The sequence below is a fragment of the Paenibacillus sp. IHB B 3084 genome (assembly GCF_001447315.1).
Classification (GTDB): Bacteria; Bacillota; Bacilli; order Paenibacillales; family Paenibacillaceae; genus Paenibacillus.
The window spans coordinates 319241-339072 of record NZ_CP013203.1; the positions used below are offsets into that span (position 1 = coordinate 319241).

The window sequence follows — 19832 nt, forward strand, 5'->3', positions numbered from 1 at the left end:
GACGCTCCGCAATGGATTTGATCCTACAATCGCTGTTGCAACGGAATTCCTTATAAGTAAAGTGTGACAAGGTTGGAATTCCGTTGCAAAGGCGAGCGCTATCGCTTCTCCGGATTCAAATCCCTTGCTCCGCTACTGCGAGCTATAAAGCCAACACATTTCAGGAAGTAGGGAGGGAGCAGGAATCCGCTGTGCGGATAAATATCTAAACTCCCATCCCCGGATGTTTAATATTGAATTTGTACAATTACTACATTAAGGATTTGCAAAATTAACTATTAAATAAGTTTGTATTTTGTACCCGTAAGCTGGGCGATCCTTTTTTTTATGATTAACGATAACAGAACTGAGTGTAAAAGTCCAAAATCCCATGCAGTTACTTCAAGCAGTTCATCCAGTGTCATGGTTCCTTGCTCCAGTAAAAGCACAACACGCTTTTCCTCGGGTGTTTCACTCGCTGGTGCTTTGGAGACCCCATTCACATCCAGACCCTGCTCTCTATTGTATGAAGAAACATCCCTTATACGCAAATCGGCTACGTACTCCTCTACAATATCTGAAGCTTCGGTGACCGTTTTAGCGCCTTGCTTAATCAGGCTTAACGTACCTCTACTCTTCGGTGATGTAATCGGCCCCGGAACGGCGAACACATCTCGATCCGCCTCCAACGCAGCATCGGCTGTAATTAGGGAACCGCTTCTTACATCTGCTTCCACGACAACGGTTCCCTGTGTCAGACCGGCAATGATCCGGTTACGCTGTGGAAACATTCCCGGATGCGATCTGGTTCCTGGTGGATATTCAGATACAATCAGGCCTTTGCTCGCCATCTCTGCAAATAAAGATGCATTTTGGGACGGGTAAATTTGATCAATCGCCGTTCCAAGCACCCCAATCGTATTGCCTCCCCGGCGCAGAGCAGCTTCATGGCAAATACTATCGATCCCTCTCGCCAATCCACTGACTACAGTAATACCCGCATCACACAATCCCTCTGTCAGCATTTCGGCCACTCTGCGTCCATAAGCCGTAGGAATGCGGGTCCCCACCATAGCTACAGAGCATGTATGCAGAAGTGAAATGTCCCCTTTCGTATACAATACCCAAGGCGCGTCTACCGTTTCCTTCATTAATAGGGGATAATCTTCATCCACATAAGTTATCACTCCGATATCGCCGGATTGAACCCGCCGATATCTTTCATGTACCCAATCTTCGTCGTAACGTTGCATCGCTACACGGGCCTGAGCAGGACTTAATCCTACCTCAATCCATTTCTGCTCGCTAAAATGCAGCAGTTCATGCAATTGGTAGTCACTCGACCAAATACGCTGAATTGTTTTTCTACCGATACCCTCTAATTCATGCAAACCCAGCAAAAGCCATCTTTCTTCCAAACTGCGATTCCCCCATTCACGGGAAGAGTGAACCCTCCCTTATTTTGTGGTACAACGTATCATTTTGCAAGCGTTTCCCTGAAAAGCTTGTCCCAACGCAAAAAAAGCAACCTTTTCATCCCCTGTTTCAGAAGACAAAAAGGTTGCTTACCTTTCTTTCATTATACACTAGCAGGCGGCAAATTTCGATGCCATTTTACAGCTTGTATATTAATGAAGAAACACGATTTAATGTGTCGTACATAAATTCAAAATACCACGTGCTTCCAGCACACTGACCAGCGTCGAGCCCATCTCCGAAGGAGTCGGTGCCACCTTGATACCACAGGCTTCAAGCGTAGCGATTTTTTCCTTGGCTGTTCCTTTTCCGCCGGAAATGATGGCGCCTGCATGCCCCATCCGTTTGCCTGGAGGCGCAGTCACACCGCCGATAAAACCGACTACCGGTTTCGTCATATTGTCTCGAATCCACTCGGCAGCTTCCTCCTCGGCCGTACCGCCGATTTCTCCGATCAGAATGACAGCATGCGTGTTAGGATCTTCATTGAAGCGCTGCAAAATATCAATAAATTCCGAGCCCTTAACCGGATCACCGCCAATACCAACCGCAGAGGATTGTCCGATGCCCCGGGTAGTCAGCTGATGCACCGCTTCATAGGTCAGCGTTCCGCTACGTGACACAACACCTACATGACCCGGTAGATGAATGTAACCCGGCATGATACCAATTTTGCACTCTCCCGGTGTAATTACGCCTGGACAGTTAGGACCGATCAGAACGGTCTTTTTACCTTCCATAAAGCGTTTGACCTTAATCATATCAAGCACCGGAATACCCTCGGTTATACAAATGACGAGGTCTAACTCTGCATCTACAGCCTCCAAAATGGAATCCGCAGCAAAAGCAGGCGGCACATAAATAACACTCGCTGTCGCACCTGTAGCAGCCTTCGCTTCGCTCACTGTATTAAACACGGGCAACTTGACCTTTTGTCCGTTCTCCAGCGTAATTTCCACCTCGGTGCCGCCCTTGCCTGGAGAGGTGCCTCCTACCATCTGTGTGCCATAATCAAGCGCACCCTTGGCGTGGAATAACGCCGTTTTTCCCGTAATCCCCTGTGTAATCACCTTTGTATGCTTATCGACCAAAATACTCACGATCTTCACATCCCCTATCGTTTATTCGGCATATCGGAATGCAAACAGGCTATTGAACAAGTTCGACGATTTTCTGGGCACCGTCCGCCATGGAATCAGCCGCCACGATATTCAAACCGGACTCCGCCAAAATCTGTTTACCCAACTCGACATTCGTACCTTCGAGACGGACAACAAGCGGACGGGTCAACCCCAATTGCTTGGCAGCCTCCACCACACCGTTTGCAATGATGTCGCACTGCATAATTCCGCCGAAAATGTTCACAAAAATGCCTTCTACCTTCGGATCGGACAAAATGATTTTGAACGCTTCGGTTACCTTTTCCGTCGTCGCACCGCCCCCTACGTCCAGGAAATTGGCCGGATCGCCGCCGTAATATTTGATAATGTCCATCGTCGCCATGGCAAGACCTGCGCCGTTGACCATACACCCAATATTTCCGTCCAATGCGATGTAGCTCAGATCGTATTTGGAAGCTTCTATTTCTTTCTCGTCTTCTTCGTCCAAATCACGCAGCTCCAAAATATCCTTGTGACGGTATAACGCATTCGAGTCGAAATTCAGTTTGGCGTCCAACGCCAGCACATTCCCGTCACCTGTAACGACCAGCGGATTGATCTCTGCAATCGAACAATCCTTGTCCACAAAAGCTTCATAGAGCGCCTGCATGAACTTAACCGCCTTGTTCACCAGCTCATTGGGGATGTTAATGTCATAAGCCAGCTTACGAGCCTGATAAACCTGAAGCCCAATCCCTGGATCAACAACCGCTTTAAAAATTTTCTCCGGAGTAGCCGCAGCTACCTCTTCGATTTCCGTACCGCCTTCTTCCGAGGCCATGATCACGACACGTCCGGTCGCACGATCCACGACAACACCGACATAATACTCTTTACGAATATCGCAGCCTTCCTCTACCAAAAGGCGTTTAACCTCTTTACCTTCAGGCCCGGTCTGATGTGTCACCAGCACCTTACCCAAAATTTCAGAAGCATAGGTGCGCACTTCATCCAAGCTTTTGGCAACCTTCACACCGCCCGCTTTACCACGTCCACCGGCATGAATTTGCGCCTTTACCACCGTAACAGCGCTTCCAAGCGATTCTGCCGCAGCAACGGCTTCCTCCACCGTATAGGCAACCTTACCATTCGGTACAGCCACTCCGTACTGCTTCAATACTTCTTTACCCTGATATTCATGGATATTCATTCTGGAATCCTCCTATCAACATGACTGAAACAAGGGCGGTTCACAAGGAAATCTATACTAAACCTACATCATTGTAACATGTTTTTAAAACGCTTTCCTTATAATTTAACGTTATGAATTACAGTATTTTGATATCAATATCATTCCCAAAATCGAATGCTTGGATATTAATGGATATTCATTTTAATAGAATACAAACAAAAAAGTACCTCTTCAAGTTCGGGATTTATTAAATCCGTATGAGAGGTACTTCAGTTCATTGGAGCATTCCTTCATCCAGCTACGGGCGGCTACATAACAATAAGATTCTTAAAAGTAACCTGAAATGCCTATTATGATTTTTCAACCTGCACATTCGCTTCATGAACTCGGTCCAGCAGATCATTGAACTGAAGCAGGAGCGAGCCGAATTGACCGTGGGTCATGCTTGTTTTTTCCTGAATACATCCCGGTACAGATAGCGCTTTTTCCCGCAATGCATTTCCTTCTGGAGTCAAAGAAATCAGCACCTTGCGTTCATCCTGAGTCGAACGCTTCCGGTCAATGAGTCCGGCATTCTGCAATCTTTTCAATAACGGGGTTAGTGTCCCTGAGTCCAGATACAACGCCTCGCCTAATTCCTTCACTGTACATTCCTCGCGCTCCCACAACACAATGAGCACCAAATACTGTGAGTATGTCACACCAAGCTTTTCCAGATAAGGCTGGTATAGCTTCGTAATCTCTCTGGAGCACGCATATATGGCAAAGCATAATTGATTATCAAGTTTTAATGTTGCGCCTTCACTATGATTGTTGTCCATGCTGTCAGATCACCTGCTTTCGTCATTATTTTAGCACATTATATAACAAAAAACATGCTAATTGCACAAAATACTTTACAAATAATAATTATTTTGATAAATTAAATTGTGTAAAATACAAATTGAACGAGAGGCAGTGATTGAATTATGATGACCATTCAACAAAAAATGTATGAAACAACAGTGAAAGCAGTTGGAGGACGTGATGGTTATGTCGAGTCTTCTTCCCCTGAACTTCGTTTAAATATTGATACACCCAAAGAAATGGGCGGTGCAGGTGGCGCGGGTACGAACCCGGAGCAATTGTTCGCAGGCTATTCAGCGTGTTTTGACAGTGCTTTGAATATGGTTGCCCGCATGCAGCGTATTAAACATGAAGGTACCGAAGTAACAGCAACGGTCAATTTCGGTAAAGTTGAAGACGGCGGCTTCGGAATCGGAGTGAACCTTGATGTTCTGGTGAAAGGTGTTGACCATGAAACTGCGGTAAAACTGGTAGAAGGCGCACACGAACAGTGTCCTTACTCCCGCGCTACCCGCGGTAATATCGAAGTGAAGCTGAACGTGCTCTAATCCGAATTATATAAAAAAAGCCTCCGAGCAGTTTCTGGTTCGGAGGCTTTGTATACTTTCAGCTACACCTTCACAACAAAGGATTGACAGCTGGTTTTTCTTCCATCAAGTAACATGGCAGATGATGCATAATCGTATATACGAAACTGATATACTTATTGTATAATCACATTGTCATAATCTTTTTTTCTTCTCCAGAACTTTGCGTCTGGAGCTTTTTTTGTCTTACATAAAAAATATGGACATATCGTTATTCCTATGCTGTTTTATTCTTCTGAAAAACTGGCATGTGCTCTGTCCATATTCCGATATTGAATGGCTTCAGCTACATGTGACATTGTGATCTTCTCTGATTGATTCAAGTCTGCAATGGTGCGTGACAGTTTGAGAATTCGATCATACGCACGCATGCTTAAACCGAGTGCATCCATCGTCTGATCAAGCAGTTCTGCCGCGTTATGTTCTAACACCGCATATTTACGGAGCATTTGACCGGATAGTTCGCTATTCCATGAAAAAGGAAGCTTGCTATATCTATGGATTTGTATCGCTTGAGCAGCTAGTACCTGTCTTCGCATTTCAGCGGACGACAGTGACTCCTTTTCCTCCCGCCAATCCTTCGGTTGTGATACCTCAAGCTGAAGATCGATCCGGTCCAGCAACGGACCAGAAATACGTGAACGATAGCGGGCTACCGCAGCAGGTGAGCAGGTACAACGCTGATGTTGCGTATCACTTCCGAAAAAACCGCAGTGACACGGGTTCATAGAAGCTGCAAGTAAAAAATGCGCAGGATACTTAAAAACTGCACGTGAACGGCTGATTGTCACATTGCGGTCTTCCAATGGCTGGCGCAGCACCTCTAGCACATGACGACTAAATTCAGGCAACTCATCCAAAAATAAAATACCCCGATGCGCAAGGCTAATTTCTCCTGGCTTGGGTATTCCTCCTCCTCCCACAAGCCCAGCGGCGGAAATCGTATGATGAGGTGAACGGAAGGGGCGAATGTTCATCAAATGAGGCGACGACTCCTTCCATTTTCCAGCAGCACTGTATATTTTGGTAACCTCCAGTGCCTCTTTTTCGGTCAAGGGCGGCAGAATGGATGGCAGCCTGCGGATTAGCATCGTTTTTCCGGCACCAGGCGGCCCAATAAGGATGATATTGTGCATTCCGGCAGCAGCGATAACCAACGCTCGTTTAGCGTGTAGCTGACCTAATACATCGCTGTAATCCTCCATAGCGTCAATTATCTCTTTGACCTCCCCCATAGGTATTTGATCTGCCTGAGGCAAATGGTCATAAGCATGGATAATGATCTGCTGTCTAGCAGTAATACGTTTGCCTTGATCATGATTTTCAGCTTGATTCGAGACTGGAATAGGAGCTGGATCATTAGATTTCTTAATGACTTGATTAGTGACTTGGTTAGTGAGCTCGTCATTAATTAGATCAGATAGGTAATTAGAATTCGGATCTTTTGATTGGCCTTCAATAGCGTATTGTCCGTGATTTTTTGCTGGAATGAGATCCATCAGATGACGAACAGCGTAAATACGTATACCCGTGATCAGGCGTGCTTCCCCTGCATTTTCCTCAGGAAGCAGCACCGAATGAAATCCTTCTCGCTTGGCCAAATCAACCATAGACAATACCCCGTTCACGGGGCGAATACTGCCGTCCAACGCTAGTTCACCGATAAATAGCGTCCGTTCCCCCGTAGGTAAAACGACTTGTCCGCTGGTTGTCAGCAGTCCCAAAGCGATAGCAAAGTCAAAGGATGAGCCTTCCTTACGTAAATCAGCAGGAGCCAAATTTATGGTTACACGCTGGGACGGATATTTGAAACCGCAGTTTTTGATCGCTGCTCTTACGCGCTCCACAGCCTCTCGAATGGCCGAATCCGGCAATCCGATGATTGCAGTTTGAGGCAACCCATTAGACAAATCAGTCTCCACCTCAATCAGAACACCGTCTATTCCATTAAGACAAGCTCCATGTAATTTTCCATACATAACAAAAAACACCTCTCCTCATACTGAAATGTCTCCCACGGGGAGCATTGCATATATGAAAAAAGGTGCTTCCAAATTTTCATCTGCTGCAAATATCATGTTACATTTTTAATTCATATAGCTGTCTAATCAAGGTTATTCGACAAAAGATTATTTGTCAAACAGGGTTAGCTTATCCGCTGCTGGAATACGTGGTCTTGGTTCTGGAATGACTTCAGGATAACCTGCATACACCATGCCGATGATCTTCTCACCAGGCTGAATTCCCAAATGCTTGCGGAATTTCGGTGAATAAAGAAAAGGCTTTGTGACCCAAAACGTTCCGATTCCTTTACTCCATGCGGCAAGCATAAAGTTTTGTACAAGGGCACTAACCGCTGCAAAGTCCTCATCCCAAACTGCCTGACGCGGATCTTCCTCCAACACAACTAAAAGCTGAATCGGATTGTGCAAAATGCCACTTTCGAACTTGTTATCCTTGCCAATATCGGCTTCAATAGCTTCAGCAAGTTTTTTCCGGCCGTCACCGGCAAACAAGAGAAAACGCCATGGCTCGCGCATTTTATGATTGGGGGCCCATACAGCAACATCCAGCAGTTCTTTAATGGTATCTACTGGAATGGGGTCGGATTTGAACCGTTTAATGGTCCGTCGTTCCTGAATTACATCTATGACATGTTCACTAAAGGTATGCTCTGTCACGTATATCCTCCTTTGTAGGAATAGCTCGTGAATGTTCACTATAACTATAAATCAAAATGATAACCATTCTCAATAAAATATACCTTTAGCATTCCTTCCTGTCAACCTGTGCATATAAAATTCGAAATGAACCTTCAAAAAATTTATCGCTCTTTTAGAATGCCTCGATTATATGGTCCGTGACGACCGCGGTTTCGTCAATCAATCGTACAGAGATCATATCAAAACGGATTGGAACATCCTCAATTCCGTTCATATGCAAATAAACAGCGGCTGTCTGGCGAACTTGGGTTATTTTACGTGCAGTGATTGATTCTGCGGGCGTTCCATAATTGGAGCTACTTCGGCTGCGTACTTCAATAAACACGAGAATATCATGCTGCGCGGCAATCAGATCCATTTCTCCGCTACGACATCGCCAGTTACGCTCTATGATACGATAACCCAGATTTTCCAAAAACGAAGCCGCTGCCTGTTCACCCAAAGCTCCTTTGGTTTTTCGTTGATCCTTGCCTCTGGTCCTCATGTCGTTCCTCATCAGGTGTCATCCCTTGGAGCAAGCTTATCCATTTGATATATATAGGTGAGCACCTCTGCCACCAATTGATATAGCTCAGCAGGAATTTGTTCATCCAAGTCAAGCTTGGACAATACCTCAACCAGTGCGGCATCCTCTTGAACGGGAACGCCGTGCTCTTTGGCTTTTTCTAAAATGCTATCCGCAATACGACCACTGCCTTTGGCAACGACGATAGGGGCTTCGCTCTCACCGGGCGTATATTTAAGGGCGACAGCCTTCTTCCTAGAAGGAGAAGGAGCCTCTAACGGCTCTTTCATATTTTAAGATCGACTCCTTTATACGGCTGAGGCACATAGCTTTGTACCTCCGAAGAGACCAGACCTTTGCTCTCCTGTCCAGTCCTTACCGGCATCGGTTCGGTGCGCAGGGATAAAAGCTGATAGCCTAGCGATTCCAGCGCCGTATGAATGGATTCACGCCCGCTGGTCAACAGCGAAGCAGCCCAATCCTGATCGTTATGGAGCTTGAGGCTCACTATCCGGTCCACGACTTGCACATCCACCAATGTTGGCCCGAGCGCCTTCATGTCCAAATCAAACCAAAGTCGGCAATTGGATGCATCCAGCTCCCCGCGTTTACCGCGTCGAGACTGAATCTGGATCGTAGCTGTTTCACGACCATCCGGTCCGACAAACGGAATAAACATGTGTACCTGTGCAAAAGGGGCCGTACGGTCCGTGTTCAGCAGCAACTGCTGACCCGTCAGGTGCTGCACGACCTGCTGCGCCGCCTCTTTCAGGGCAGGCGGCAGGTCATCGCTGCCCATCAACTGGAGCAGCGCCCCCTTTACGGTGTCGGCGTCCGCTGACACCGTACCGCCCGCCGCAACCGCTAATCCCGGCAGCGGCGGCGTCCCTTCCGGCGGCTCCATACGGGCCGCCGCCGTTCCCTGCGCGGTCTGTGCAGCCGCGCGGTGTACCTGCTGTTCGTGCTCTGCACCGAGCAGCTTGAGCACGCGGCCCACCCACGGGTCCTCCGTGGGGGTGAGCTGCGTGCTGGACGCCACGGACGCCGCTGGCTGCGTAGCAGCGGTGTCCGTAGCCCGCAGAGCGCCAGCCGTAGGCTGCGGCGCTTCTACTGCGGGCTGTTCCGGCGCAGCCGTGCCCAGCGCGGGCGGCACCGCCGCGCGCAGCTCTTGCAGCAGCGTGCGCAGCCGCTGGAGAGGCGCCTCCGGCGTGGCCGCGTTGCCCGCAGCGGCCTGCGGCGCAGAGCCGCCAGCTAGCTGCGCGGCGGCACGGTCGGCCGTAGCGGAGCTTGCAGCGGGCTTCGCCCCGGCAAGCTCCGCCGTTGCCGCAGTCGGAGTGCCTTCGGCGCCCTTGGGCTGTTGTGTACCCGCCGTGGCAGCTTGAGGCTGCTCCGTTCCGGCTCGTGAAGCCCTTAGTGCATCAGCGCCCGATTCAGGCACATTTGCACCAGAATCCACCACCTCCGTGGCTATGGCTCCACGCCCATTAGCTACCGTTGCTTCCCCAGAGACCGTACCTTTAGCTACAGGTGCAGCAGTTCCAGTCGGAGCATCCCAGTCAGTCGCCGAAGCGCCCGCTTCACCCACCATAGCAGCAAGATTTGCCGCCTGAGTCCCTTTCAGTGTCTCCTTGCCTCCTGCTGCCTGTGCCGCTTCTGCCTGCTTTGTAGCAACAGCAGCGGCATCCTTGGACAATACAGGAACTTGGCCTTCTGGTGCATCTGCAACAACAGATGAAGAAGCACCTGATGGAGCAGGAGACACTCGATCACCCGCCTTTAAGGCTGTAGCTTCTCCCAACGTACGGTCAGCAGAAGTTCCTTGTCCTTGCTGCTTGAATACCGCTTCAAGCTCCTGCTCCAGCGAAGACAAAAGATCATTTAAAGGAGGGCCAAACATCGCCTGTCGCAAACCGTTTATACTTTCCGCCGTCAATGGCAATCCACGTTGAAAGGCAACCGCTGCTGCCTGTACAAACGTCTCCATTTGTACTTTTCCCGGTTGTTTCGCCAAAGCGTCCCGTAAAGAAGCCGCATTTTCCGATGTCAACGGTACACCATTCTTTTGCATCGCCTGTATCAGTTCTCTGTTCTGCGCTGTATCCGGTAGCCCCACCGAATCCAGTACATCTGCCAACGCTACAGTCTGCTGTCCTGTGTTGGCAGCATCGTTCAAAGGCTTAAGCACAGTCATTCCGCTGGGCGAAGCTGGCTGAACCTGAAGTAATGTAGACTGTCCAGGTTGAAGAGGAGTTTCCAGTTTGGCCCTGACCTGGGAACCTTGAATTTGCAGTACAGCTTCACCGCCGTCCTCAGACACCTTTAATACGACGCCCCGAACGACCTGACCTGGCTGCATATCGAGCTTTTTAGTCTCTCCCGCCTTCGCATCACCAAGTAATCCTCGAAATACAGAACCGATATTCATAGGGTCCCTCCTCTCTTTATGCCCCATATTCAAGGGCTCTATTTTATTGGGTATACATTATATCGGCACAGTCCCGACTCATAATAAGTATTTACAGGTCAAACAACGTCGGTTGCTCGATCAACAAATTCCCAAGAAAGCTGCGTCTATGCATCGCTGTAGGTCCCAGCGCCAAAATTTGTTCCCTGTGTAGCTTGGTAGCGTAACCTTTATGTATGCCAATCCCATATTCCGGGTACTTTGCATCCCATTCACCTTTGCACAGTCGATCACGGGTTACCTTGGCTATGATAGAAGCCGCAGCAATAGACTGGCTGTTCGCATCTCCTTTAATAATAGAGAGCTGGGGAATAGGCAAATCCACCTTTTCTGCATCTACAAGCAAATAATCAGGAGATACCTGTAATGCCTCAACTGCCTGCTTCATCGCCAAACGAGCAGCCTGCTTAATATTGATGGCATCAATCGTTCGTGCGTCCACATACCCGACTCCTACGGCAATGGCCTTCTCCATAATCAGCTCATAGTAGGTTTCCCTCTTCTTGTCCGTCAGCTTTTTGGAATCATCCACGCCCTCCAGCAGCTCACCATTCGGCAAAATGACCGCCGCTGCCACAACATCCCCGAACAAACACCCTCGGCCTACCTCATCAATACCAGCGATGCGCTCATAGGATTGCTCCCAGCACTCTTTTTCATAGCGCAGCATGTCCGTTACCGCTACCACTTTTTCTTCCATACTCCATACCCGCCTATCTATATGTAGTTTGGCGCTTAATTCACGCCATAGTTCTGCACAATTTTATTCAGCTTAACACAGACCTGTCCATCCCAAAACCCTTTTCGTTAACCTGCCTTCACATACCAAAAAACCTTCCTCTCTCCGGAGAGATGGGGAAGGTTCTTCCTTGCCACACTATGCTATGTTGTGTATCCGGTACATCTGGCAGAATCAGTAAGGAGCTTCCAAACTGAAACGTCCCAGCTTACCTGCACGCAGCTCTCGTAAAATGATTTTTGACGACTTTTCGAGATCTACACGTCCACCGCTGACAATACAGCCGCGTTTACGTCCAATCGCTTCCATGACACTGACAATTTCATCAGCATTTTCCGTATCCTCGGGACGTTCAGTCAGCTCAAAGCGCGCTGCCAGCTCATCCCAGTAATATTGAACCAAATATTTTGTCGCGAAAAAAGCGATGTCCTCAACATTCAAAATCTCTTCCTTGATCGCGCCTGTAACCGCCAGACGATAACCAACATTCTGATCCTCAAATTTGGGCCACAAAATACCCGGTGTATCCAGCAACTCAATTTCACCAATCTTGATCCATTGCTGTGCCTTCGTCACCCCAGGACGATCGCCCGTAGCTGCAATGCTACGTCCTGCCATACGGTTGATCAGGGTTGATTTACCGACATTCGGTATACCAACAATCAAAGCACGCATAGGACGAGGATTCATACCTTTAGAAATCTGCCGATCTATCTTTTCCTTAAGCAGCAACTTGGCCTGAACCGGAATTTCTTTCATCCCTGTGCCTGTTGTAGCATCCACCTGAAAAGCGATATGCCCTTGCTCCTTAAAGTAGGCAATCCACTGCTGTGATACTACCGGATCCGCCAAATCTGCCTTATTTAAAATAATCATTCGCGGCTTGCCCTGCAAAATATCATCAATCATTGGATTTCGGCTGGAAAGCGGCAATCGAGCATCAATCAACTCAATTACCAAATCAATCAGCTTTAATTTTGCTTCAATTTGGCGGCGCGCTTTGGTCATATGACCAGGAAACCATTGTATCGTCACCGTCATCACCTCATTGATCGTAACTCCTAACGTTTCCCACAGGGTTATGCGTCAGGATTACGGCAGCTATGCTGCATATTAGTTGTTCTAGTGGTTAATCCACTTCATATCCTTCACCGGCCAGAAAATAACATCAGCACGGCCGACAATTTCTTTCAAATCAATATATCCAATCATCCGACTGTCTGTACTGTTGGAACGGTTATCCCCCATAACAAAAATATGTCCTGCTGGAACTTTACCATCCTTAAAATTTTCATTCGGGAAATTTGTAAACTTGTTGTAAAGCTCACCATTCTGATGCGCTTCCTCCAACGGAGTTTTCAAGTAAGGCTCCTGAATAGGTTTACCATTCACCGTAATCGTGTCACCTTCTACCTTAACCGTATCGCCCTCAACGGCAATGACGCGCTTAATAAAGTCTCTTCCTTCATCCGGTACATGAAACACGATTACCTCTCCCGGTTTTGGGGAACGGAAATCATACAAAATTTCATTTACAATGACACGTTCACCGGTATGAAAGTTAGGCTGCATCGACGGGCCATCCACAATAAACGGCTTAAAAAGAAACCAACGGATTAAAAAGACCAACACTAATGCAATAACGATGGCCTTAATCCACTCAAAAATCTCATTTTTCGGTTTACGCTTGGGCGTACCATCCTGATCGGTCGGCTGCTGTATAGCTCCTTGTCCTACTTCTTGCTCCATAGCTCACTGTCCTCTCTTTACGGTCAATAATCCACAGTTCCCTATGTACGTAGAAAAAACGAAAGGAGCTTGTAATCAAGCCCCTTTCGTTATTCGTTGTATTAACGACGAATTTCTTTAATTCTCGCTGCTTTACCGCGCAGTTCACGAAGATAATAAAGCTTCGCACGACGCACTTTACCACGGCGAGCCACGTCGATTTTATCGATTTTCGGGGAATGAAGCGGGAAAGTTCTTTCCACACCTACACCGTAAGAAATTTTACGAACTGTAAAAGTCTCACTGATTCCACCACCACGGCGTTTAATTACAACACCTTCAAACAACTGGATACGCTCACGAGTTCCCTCAATAACTTTCACGTGCACTTTCAAAGTGTCACCGGGACGAAAGTTAGGCAAATCTTTACGCAGTTGTTCTTCAGTGATCGCTTGGACGATATTCATCTATGACTCCCTCCTTCCGTACAGGTGTTCATGCATCTTCTGGAAACACATCCGTTTCCTTCATCATCCACAGAGGACCACCGTATTACACACAACAGATGTATTGTATCATGGAGGATACCGCATTGCAACAAGAAAAAGGGATTTGACCAAACATTATATTTAATTAATTACATTATAAAACAGGTTAGCACCTGCTTTCAAATCCCCTCATTGCTACAGCGCTTTAATACACTCTTCCCATGATCAATCCATCTTGCGCTGTTCCTCTATCCATAGCCGTTCCTTGCTTGTCATTTCAGCCTGCTCCAGCAGATCCGGTCGACGTTCCATCGTACGACGCAGTGCCTCCTGCCGTCTCCATGCATCAATATTAACGTGATGCCCTGACAACAGCACCTCAGGCACCTTCCAGCCCCGAAACTCAGCAGGTCTGGTATAATGCGGGTACTCCAGCAGACCTGTACTAAAAGAGTCCGTTACCGCACTCGTTTCATTGCCCAGCACTCCAGGCAGCAACCGTGCCACACTATCTATAGCGACCATGGCGGGCAGTTCCCCACCAGTCAACACATAATCTCCAATTGAAAGCTCATCCGTTACCAAATGCTCGCGAATACGCTCATCATAGCCCTCATAATGCCCGCATATAAAAATAAGATGGTCCTCTTTAGCAAGCTCCTCCGATTTCTTTTGCGTAAAAGTCTCACCTTGGGGACACATCAAAATAATACGTGGTGCTTTCAAACCTGCACTCGACCCGGCCTCTTCACCTTGAACAACTTCGTCTGTGTTCCCTAATAGGGTTGGACTCTCTGACTCATCCAATAACGCCTCCACCGCAGCGAAAATCGGGTCAGGCTTCAATACCATCCCGCCCCCGCCGCCATAGGGTGTATCATCCACTTGACCATGCTTGTTCCCAGCATATTCGCGAAAATTAACCGCTTGCAGTGATATGATTCCCTTCTCCCTTGCTTTTCCCAGAATGCTTGCATTAAATACACCGTCAAACATTTCGGGAAACAGGGTCAGCACATCCACCCGCATTACAGTAGTCCTTCCATCAACCGTACCGTAACCCGTTTTTCAGGCACGTTTACATCCAAAATGACACCTTCTATATACGGCAACAGCAGTTCCTTGCCATCCGGCATTGTGACTACCCATACATCGTTAGCTCCTGGTGTCAAAATCTCCTTCACCACGCCAAGCTTTTCTCCATCTTCTGTCACTACATCCAAGCCAACAACTTCATGAAAATAAAACTCATTTTCCTCTAGTTCGCCTAGCCGTTCAGCGGACACCTTCAATAAGCTGCCTTTATACTTTTCAACATCATTGATGTTATGATATTCCTTGAATTTGGCTACAACCATATTTTTTTGAAAACGTGCTGTTTCAATAGTTACAGGGATCGGCGCTTTACCATCCGCAGGAATGATCAACAACTCACTGCCTTTGGCAAAACGATCCTCCAGGAAATCAGTCGTCGTTAATATTTTAAGCTCGCCGCGGATTCCATGTGTATTCACAATTTTCCCGACATTAAACAATTGCTGCATCGTGTTCCTCCTGCATGTAATCGGTCCCGCTCCATATCATCTTCATCATGTACGAAAAAGGGTTAGGACATACATCCTAACCCACTTTCGTATATCTTTAAGATATGATGTCTACGGTAACCCGTTTATCCATCTTAACGGCTGCTGATGCAACCACAGTGCGAAGCGCCTTGGCGATACGACCCTGCTTGCCAATGATTTTACCTACATCCTCAGGATGCACGCTAAGCTCATATACGACAAGCCGATCCTTCTCCAAGGTCTTCACGGTTACATCTTCCGGATGATCGACTAAAGCCTTAGCAATGATTATCACTAATTCTTCCATGGTTGACCCTCCGTATCAGCACCTTATTTCTGTTGTTTAAGCTCATGAAACTTTTTCATTACGCCCGCTTTGCTAAGCAAGTTGCGGACTGTATCGGATGCTTGTGCACCATCTTGCAACCATTTCAACGCTTTATCTTCATCAATTTTTACAACTGCTGGTACTGTAATAGGGTTGTAATAACCGATTTCTTCGATAAAACGACCGTCACGCGGGGAACGGGAATCCGATACCACGACGCGATAGAAAGGAGCTTTATGTGCACCCATACGTTTCAGACGAATACGAACTGCCACGAAAATTCACCTCCTTCAAAAAGTAGACTGTATATTGTTATCCTATAATTCCAACGGCCTAATGGCCTTAACGGAAAGGAAACTTCATACCTTTACCCATACCCTTCAACTGCTTCAGGGCTTTGTTTTTGCCACCCTTAGGTCCCATCATGTCTGAGAACTGCTTCATCATGCGCCGCATTTCGTCAAATTGCTTGATCAGGCGGTTTACCTCAGCCAGTGATGTTCCACTGCCTACAGCAATCCGTTTACGGCGGCTATGATTAATCATGTCCGGGTTTTGCTTTTCTTGTGTGGTCATGGAATGAACGATAGCCTCAATCCGGCCCATCTGCTTGTCATCCACTTTAACATCTTTCATTTGCTTCATATTGCCCATGCCGGGAATCATATCGAGAATCTGGTCGATCGGGCCAAGCTTTTTAACTTGATCCATCTGCTCCAGAAAATCTTCGAAGGTAAATTCAGCATTGCGCATTTTCCGTTCCATTTCCTTCGCCTTATCCGCGTCGATATTGGATTGCGCTTTTTCAATCAGGGACAACATGTCACCCATACCCAAAATCCGTGAAGCCATCCGTTCCGGATGGAACGGCTCCATTGCATCCAGCTTTTCACCCAATGTAGCAAACTTGATCGGGCATCCAGTCACAGCCTTAACCGACAAGGCCGCACCACCGCGGGTATCGCCGTCCAGCTTCGTCAGTACAACCCCTGTTAACTCCAAGCTCGTGTTAAAGTGCTCCGCAACGTTTACCGCATCCTGACCTGTCATGCTGTCAACAACCAGCAGAACTTCGTCAGGATTCACATTCGCATGAATCTGGCGCAACTCTTCCATAAGCTCTTCATCCACGTGAAGACGACCGGCAGTATCTATAATAACGTAGTCATTACCGTTATCCTTGGCATGCTGTAAGCCCTGTTTTGCAATTTCCACCGGGCTTGTCTGATCACCGAGCGTAAATACAGGAGCGTTGATCTGCTCGCCAAGTACCTGTAACTGCTTGATCGCAGCCGGTCTATATATATCACCAGCTACGAGCAAGGGGCGATGATTTTGCTTTTGCAGCAACTTCGCCAGCTTACCGGACGTCGTCGTCTTACCTGCGCCCTGGAGACCCACCATCATAATGACCGTAGGCGGTTTGTTTGCTTTGGCAAGCTTGGCCTGACTGCCGCCCATCAACTCGGTCAGTTCCTTGTTCACGATGTCGATGATTACCATACCTGGCGTGAAGCTGTCCATCACTTCCTTGCCGACGGATTTCTCCTTCACCTTGGCAATAAAGTCCTTTACAACCTTGAAGTTAACGTCCGCCTCCAGCAAAGCTAATCGTACTTCGCGCATCGCCTGAGCTACATCATCCTCAGACACTTTTCCTTTGCCGCGCAGTTTACTAAATACATTTTGCAAGCGGGTCGATAATCCTTCAAATGCCATATTTTCGCACCTCCTTGTCTACCAGGGTTGTTTGTTTACTAATCTATATGACCTACAATTCCTGCAGGCGATTTACAATTTGATGAACATGTTGCAGAGTGCCTTCATCGGGTTTACCGATTTTATCGAACGCCTCATACAACGCTGTATTCAATTCTTCCAGATCTCGGCTTCTGCGCTCATGTTTACTGAGCAACCCGAGCTTTTCCTCATACATTTCCAGTACCTGCTCGGCACGTTTGATATGCTCATACACAGCCTGACGGCTAATTTGAAATTCCGAAGCAATCTCTCCCAGAGAAAAATCATCATGGAAGTAATATTTCAAAAACATCTGTTGCTTCTCCGTAAGCAGAGGTTCATAGAAGTCAAACAGTCGGTTAATCCGGTTTGTCTTTTCCAGCCGATTCTCCTGACTCATCGCGTATACCTCCATCGTCAAGGAAAAACACTTTACAGTTCTTTTCAACGATCCTTATCATACATAAAAGAAAAGAAGATGTCAAGCGTTATCCCTTGTCAACCAAAAAAAGCCGATTCACTGCCCTTAAACGGAAGTACGAATCGGCTTTTTGCCTACTAGGGTTTAAACTCTTACCGGGGTAAGATACAGCAGAACAGCCAGAAAATGAAGTACGCTGCCTGCCAGAACAAACAGATGCCAGATCGCGTGATGATACGGAAACGCCCGCCACACATAGAAGATTGTGCCTAACGTATACATTAGACCGCCCAGGAACAATAGCGTCATGCCCCCGGCGGGAACAGCCGCCACCAGCGGGTTCCAGGCAATCGTGATGAGCCAGCCCATCCCGATGTAGAACACGGTAGACATGAACAGGAAGCGCTTGGTGAAGAATGCCTTGAATAGCACACCAAACAGGGCGATTCCCCAAATAACGCCAAACAGCGTCCAACCTAATGTCCCGCGCAGTGCAACGAGCATAAACGGGGTGTAGCTGCCTGCAATGAACAGGTAAATGCAAGAATGATCGAATATTTCGAACAAATCCTTCAATTTTCCTTCGCGCAGACTATGAAGCAACGTGGAATTGGTGTATAACAGCAGCATCGTAATTCCGTAAATCGTGAAACTGACGACATGCCAAGTAGTCCCTTTCAAGCTTGCAAAAACAATGAGCAGCACAAGTGCCGCCACACTTAAAACGGCTCCAATTCCATGTGTGATCGCATTGGCTATTTCTTCCCTGCGGGAATAAGTATAGGTATTCGCCATTGGTTCTTCACCCGGCTTCCTGTGAAATATTTTTACATCCAAAAAAATTCATATCCGGCGCCGACAGACCCTCTTCTTTCATTATACATCCCTGTGATCTCACGCAGCAACCAGACCATACTTTGCCCCAAGCCTGATTAGGCCTGTTCTTCTTCATCCGGAGCGGTTTCATCTACGCCTTCTTCCTGAATCAACCCAGCGAACAACGCATGAACGAATTGCTCGGAATCAAATGGCTGGAGATCATTCACTTTTTCACCCAAGCCTACCAGCTTCACTGGCAAATTCAGCTCTTGGCGGATCGCCACGACAATACCACCCTTCGCTGTACCATCCAGCTTCGTCAGCACCAGCCCGGTTACGCCACTTTTCTCGCCAAACATTTTGGCTTGATTGAGCGCGTTTTGTCCGGTCGTCGCATCGAGTACCAGCAGTACTTCATGGGGAGCATCGGGAATTTCACGCTGGATCACGCGGAAAATTTTGTTCAGCTCCTCCATCAGATTGCTTTTATTCTGGAGACGTCCTGCGGTATCACACAGTAACACATCCACCTGACGCTGCTTGGCAGCCTGTACCGCATCAAACATAACCGCCGCTGGATCAGAACCGGATTGCTGCTTAATGACCTCTACACCAGCCCGTTCACCCCATACCTCAAGCTGTTCAATCGCACCAGCACGGAACGTATCCCCGGCGGCCAACAACACTTTTTACCTTCCTGTTTAAAACGATGCGCCAGTTTACCGATGGTTGTTGTTTTGCCGACACCATTGACACCGACGAATAGAATGACTGTAATCCCGTCAGGGCTCATTTGAAGCTGACTGTTGTCATTGCCCCGCAGCAGCTCAGACAGCTTTTCCGATAATACAGGCTGTAGCTCGGATGCGTCCTCGATTTTGCGTTTTTTCACTTCTACCCGCAGGTCTTCAATGAGGTTCATAACTGTGTTGACGCCAACATCGGCACCAATCAAAATTTCTTCCAGCTCCTCATAAAACTCCTCATCAATCTTCTTGCGGCGAATCATCAGATCCGATACTTTTTCAACAAAACCTTTGCGTGTTTTTTCCAGACCGTCCTTGAACTGTTTGGTAACAGATTCGGTTTTGCTTGCAATGCTTTCCTTCAATTTCCTAAAGAAACTCATAGG

General features: G+C 47.5%; 21 protein-coding genes and 1 pseudogene. 1 reads left to right on the top strand and 21 read right to left on the bottom strand.

The genetic code is table 11. The annotated features are described in order from the left end of the window. Positions 1-278: 278 nt before the first annotated feature. The 4 genes from dprA to ASL14_RS01480 all read right to left on the bottom strand — a co-directional run bounded on the left by dprA (position 279) and on the right by ASL14_RS01480 (position 4568). Entirely contained in the window at positions 279-1397 is a 1119-nt protein-coding gene (gene dprA / locus ASL14_RS01465) for a DNA-processing protein DprA (protein ID WP_134910162.1), read from the bottom strand. Between the two features lie 228 nt (positions 1398-1625). Further along, positions 1626-2555, bottom strand: coding sequence for a succinate--CoA ligase subunit alpha (gene sucD / locus ASL14_RS01470; RefSeq protein WP_134910164.1), 930 nt, complete (start codon positions 2553-2555; stop codon positions 1626-1628). Between the two features lie 49 nt (positions 2556-2604). Next, positions 2605-3765: an ADP-forming succinate--CoA ligase subunit beta gene (gene sucC, locus ASL14_RS01475; protein WP_134910166.1), complete on the bottom strand. Its 1161-nt coding sequence runs from the start codon at positions 3763-3765 to the stop codon at positions 2605-2607. Positions 3766-4097: 332 nt separating this feature from the next. After that, complete coding sequence (locus ASL14_RS01480) at positions 4098-4568, bottom strand: MarR family winged helix-turn-helix transcriptional regulator (protein WP_134910168.1); 471 nt, start codon at positions 4566-4568, stop codon at positions 4098-4100. Positions 4569-4715: 147 nt separating this feature from the next. Between ASL14_RS01480 and ASL14_RS01485 the strand changes: the two genes are divergently transcribed. Then, positions 4716-5141, top strand: a complete 426-nt coding sequence (locus ASL14_RS01485; protein ID WP_134910170.1) for an organic hydroperoxide resistance protein — start codon at positions 4716-4718, stop codon at positions 5139-5141. A gap of 266 nt (positions 5142-5407) precedes the next feature. Here the strand turns inward: ASL14_RS01485 and ASL14_RS01490 are convergent, their stop codons facing one another. The 17 genes and pseudogenes from ASL14_RS01490 to ftsY form a co-directional block, all read right to left on the bottom strand. Beyond that, positions 5408-7159 (bottom strand): YifB family Mg chelatase-like AAA ATPase, encoded by a 1752-nt coding sequence (locus tag ASL14_RS01490; protein WP_134910172.1) that lies wholly within the window; start codon positions 7157-7159, stop codon positions 5408-5410. Between the two features lie 150 nt (positions 7160-7309). Further along, positions 7310-7861, bottom strand: a complete 552-nt coding sequence (locus ASL14_RS01495; protein ID WP_014281061.1) for a nitroreductase family protein — start codon at positions 7859-7861, stop codon at positions 7310-7312. Between the two features lie 154 nt (positions 7862-8015). Further along, a complete protein-coding gene (locus tag ASL14_RS01500) occupies positions 8016-8399 on the bottom strand; it encodes a YraN family protein (protein WP_134910174.1) in 384 nt (127 codons plus the stop codon). Next, entirely contained in the window at positions 8399-8698 is a 300-nt protein-coding gene (locus tag ASL14_RS01505) for an EscU/YscU/HrcU family type III secretion system export apparatus switch protein (protein ID WP_134910176.1), read from the bottom strand. Before ASL14_RS01505 ends, ASL14_RS01500 begins: the two co-directional genes overlap by 1 nt. Then, positions 8695-10833: a DNA ligase gene (locus ASL14_RS01510; RefSeq protein WP_134910178.1), complete on the bottom strand. Its 2139-nt coding sequence runs from the start codon at positions 10831-10833 to the stop codon at positions 8695-8697. The genes ASL14_RS01505 and ASL14_RS01510 overlap by 4 nt, the downstream gene beginning before the upstream one ends. Positions 10834-10924: 91 nt before the next feature. Next, complete coding sequence (locus ASL14_RS01515) at positions 10925-11593, bottom strand: ribonuclease HII (RefSeq protein ID WP_223264305.1); 669 nt, start codon at positions 11591-11593, stop codon at positions 10925-10927. A 192-nt stretch (positions 11594-11785) separates the two neighbouring features. Continuing rightward, positions 11786-12646 carry a ribosome biogenesis GTPase YlqF gene (gene ylqF, locus ASL14_RS01520; RefSeq protein ID WP_134910182.1) on the bottom strand — a complete coding sequence of 287 codons (861 nt, stop codon included), beginning with the start codon at positions 12644-12646 and terminating at the stop codon, positions 11786-11788. Between the two features lie 87 nt (positions 12647-12733). Then, positions 12734-13360 carry a signal peptidase I gene (gene lepB / locus ASL14_RS01525; RefSeq protein WP_134910184.1) on the bottom strand — a complete coding sequence of 209 codons (627 nt, stop codon included), beginning with the start codon at positions 13358-13360 and terminating at the stop codon, positions 12734-12736. 101 nt (positions 13361-13461) lie between these two features. Continuing rightward, complete coding sequence (gene rplS / locus ASL14_RS01530; RefSeq protein ID WP_010346403.1) at positions 13462-13806, bottom strand: 50S ribosomal protein L19; 345 nt, start codon at positions 13804-13806, stop codon at positions 13462-13464. A gap of 246 nt (positions 13807-14052) precedes the next feature. Continuing rightward, positions 14053-14856: a tRNA (guanosine(37)-N1)-methyltransferase TrmD gene (gene trmD, locus ASL14_RS01535; RefSeq protein ID WP_134910186.1), complete on the bottom strand. Its 804-nt coding sequence runs from the start codon at positions 14854-14856 to the stop codon at positions 14053-14055. Then, the gene (gene rimM, locus ASL14_RS01540; protein ID WP_134910188.1) at positions 14856-15371 is read right to left on the bottom strand and encodes a ribosome maturation factor RimM; all 516 of its coding nucleotides are present in this window, start codon (positions 15369-15371) and stop codon (positions 14856-14858) included. Before rimM ends, trmD begins: the two co-directional genes overlap by 1 nt. A 97-nt stretch (positions 15372-15468) precedes the next feature. After that, on the bottom strand, positions 15469-15699 hold the full coding sequence (locus ASL14_RS01545; protein ID WP_013309863.1) for a KH domain-containing protein: 231 nt from the start codon (positions 15697-15699) through the stop codon (positions 15469-15471). Between the two features lie 23 nt (positions 15700-15722). After that, the gene (gene rpsP / locus ASL14_RS01550; protein WP_014281051.1) at positions 15723-15995 is read right to left on the bottom strand and encodes a 30S ribosomal protein S16; all 273 of its coding nucleotides are present in this window, start codon (positions 15993-15995) and stop codon (positions 15723-15725) included. Between the two features lie 67 nt (positions 15996-16062). After that, positions 16063-17439 carry a signal recognition particle protein gene (ffh, locus tag ASL14_RS01555; RefSeq protein WP_014281050.1) on the bottom strand — a complete coding sequence of 459 codons (1377 nt, stop codon included), beginning with the start codon at positions 17437-17439 and terminating at the stop codon, positions 16063-16065. Positions 17440-17491: 52 nt separating this feature from the next. Further along, entirely contained in the window at positions 17492-17860 is a 369-nt protein-coding gene (locus ASL14_RS01560; RefSeq protein ID WP_134910189.1) for a putative DNA-binding protein, read from the bottom strand. A gap of 165 nt (positions 17861-18025) precedes the next feature. Continuing rightward, entirely contained in the window at positions 18026-18676 is a 651-nt protein-coding gene (gene trhA, locus ASL14_RS01565; RefSeq protein ID WP_134910191.1) for a PAQR family membrane homeostasis protein TrhA, read from the bottom strand. A gap of 137 nt (positions 18677-18813) precedes the next feature. Beyond that, positions 18814-19829 (bottom strand): annotated as a pseudogene (gene ftsY, locus ASL14_RS01570) (signal recognition particle-docking protein FtsY). Positions 19830-19832: the final 3 nt, after the last annotated feature.

Bases quoted from the DNA above. Each gene is read 5' to 3' on its own strand.
- sucC (WP_134910166.1), bottom strand. From the start codon at position 3,765: ATGAATATCCATGAATATCAGGGTAAAGAAGTATTGAAGCAGTACGGA.
- ASL14_RS01480 (WP_134910168.1), bottom strand. From the start codon at position 4,568: ATGGACAACAATCATAGTGAAGGCGCAACATTAAAACTTGATAATCAA.
- ASL14_RS01485 (WP_134910170.1), top strand. From the start codon at position 4,716: ATGATGACCATTCAACAAAAAATGTATGAAACAACAGTGAAAGCAGTT.
- ASL14_RS01490 (WP_134910172.1), bottom strand. From the start codon at position 7,159: ATGTATGGAAAATTACATGGAGCTTGTCTTAATGGAATAGACGGTGTT.
- ASL14_RS01500 (WP_134910174.1), bottom strand. From the start codon at position 8,399: ATGAGGAACGACATGAGGACCAGAGGCAAGGATCAACGAAAAACCAAA.
- ASL14_RS01505 (WP_134910176.1), bottom strand. From the start codon at position 8,698: ATGAAAGAGCCGTTAGAGGCTCCTTCTCCTTCTAGGAAGAAGGCTGTC.
- ASL14_RS01510 (WP_134910178.1), bottom strand. From the start codon at position 10,833: ATGAATATCGGTTCTGTATTTCGAGGATTACTTGGTGATGCGAAGGCG.
- lepB (WP_134910184.1), bottom strand. From the start codon at position 13,360: ATGGAGCAAGAAGTAGGACAAGGAGCTATACAGCAGCCGACCGATCAG.
- rplS (WP_010346403.1), bottom strand. From the start codon at position 13,806: ATGAATATCGTCCAAGCGATCACTGAAGAACAACTGCGTAAAGATTTG.
- trmD (WP_134910186.1), bottom strand. From the start codon at position 14,856: ATGCGGGTGGATGTGCTGACCCTGTTTCCCGAAATGTTTGACGGTGTA.
- rimM (WP_134910188.1), bottom strand. From the start codon at position 15,371: ATGCAGCAATTGTTTAATGTCGGGAAAATTGTGAATACACATGGAATC.
- ASL14_RS01545 (WP_013309863.1), bottom strand. From the start codon at position 15,699: ATGGAAGAATTAGTGATAATCATTGCTAAGGCTTTAGTCGATCATCCG.
- ffh (WP_014281050.1), bottom strand. From the start codon at position 17,439: ATGGCATTTGAAGGATTATCGACCCGCTTGCAAAATGTATTTAGTAAA.
- ASL14_RS01560 (WP_134910189.1), bottom strand. From the start codon at position 17,860: ATGAGTCAGGAGAATCGGCTGGAAAAGACAAACCGGATTAACCGACTG.
- trhA (WP_134910191.1), bottom strand. From the start codon at position 18,676: ATGGCGAATACCTATACTTATTCCCGCAGGGAAGAAATAGCCAATGCG.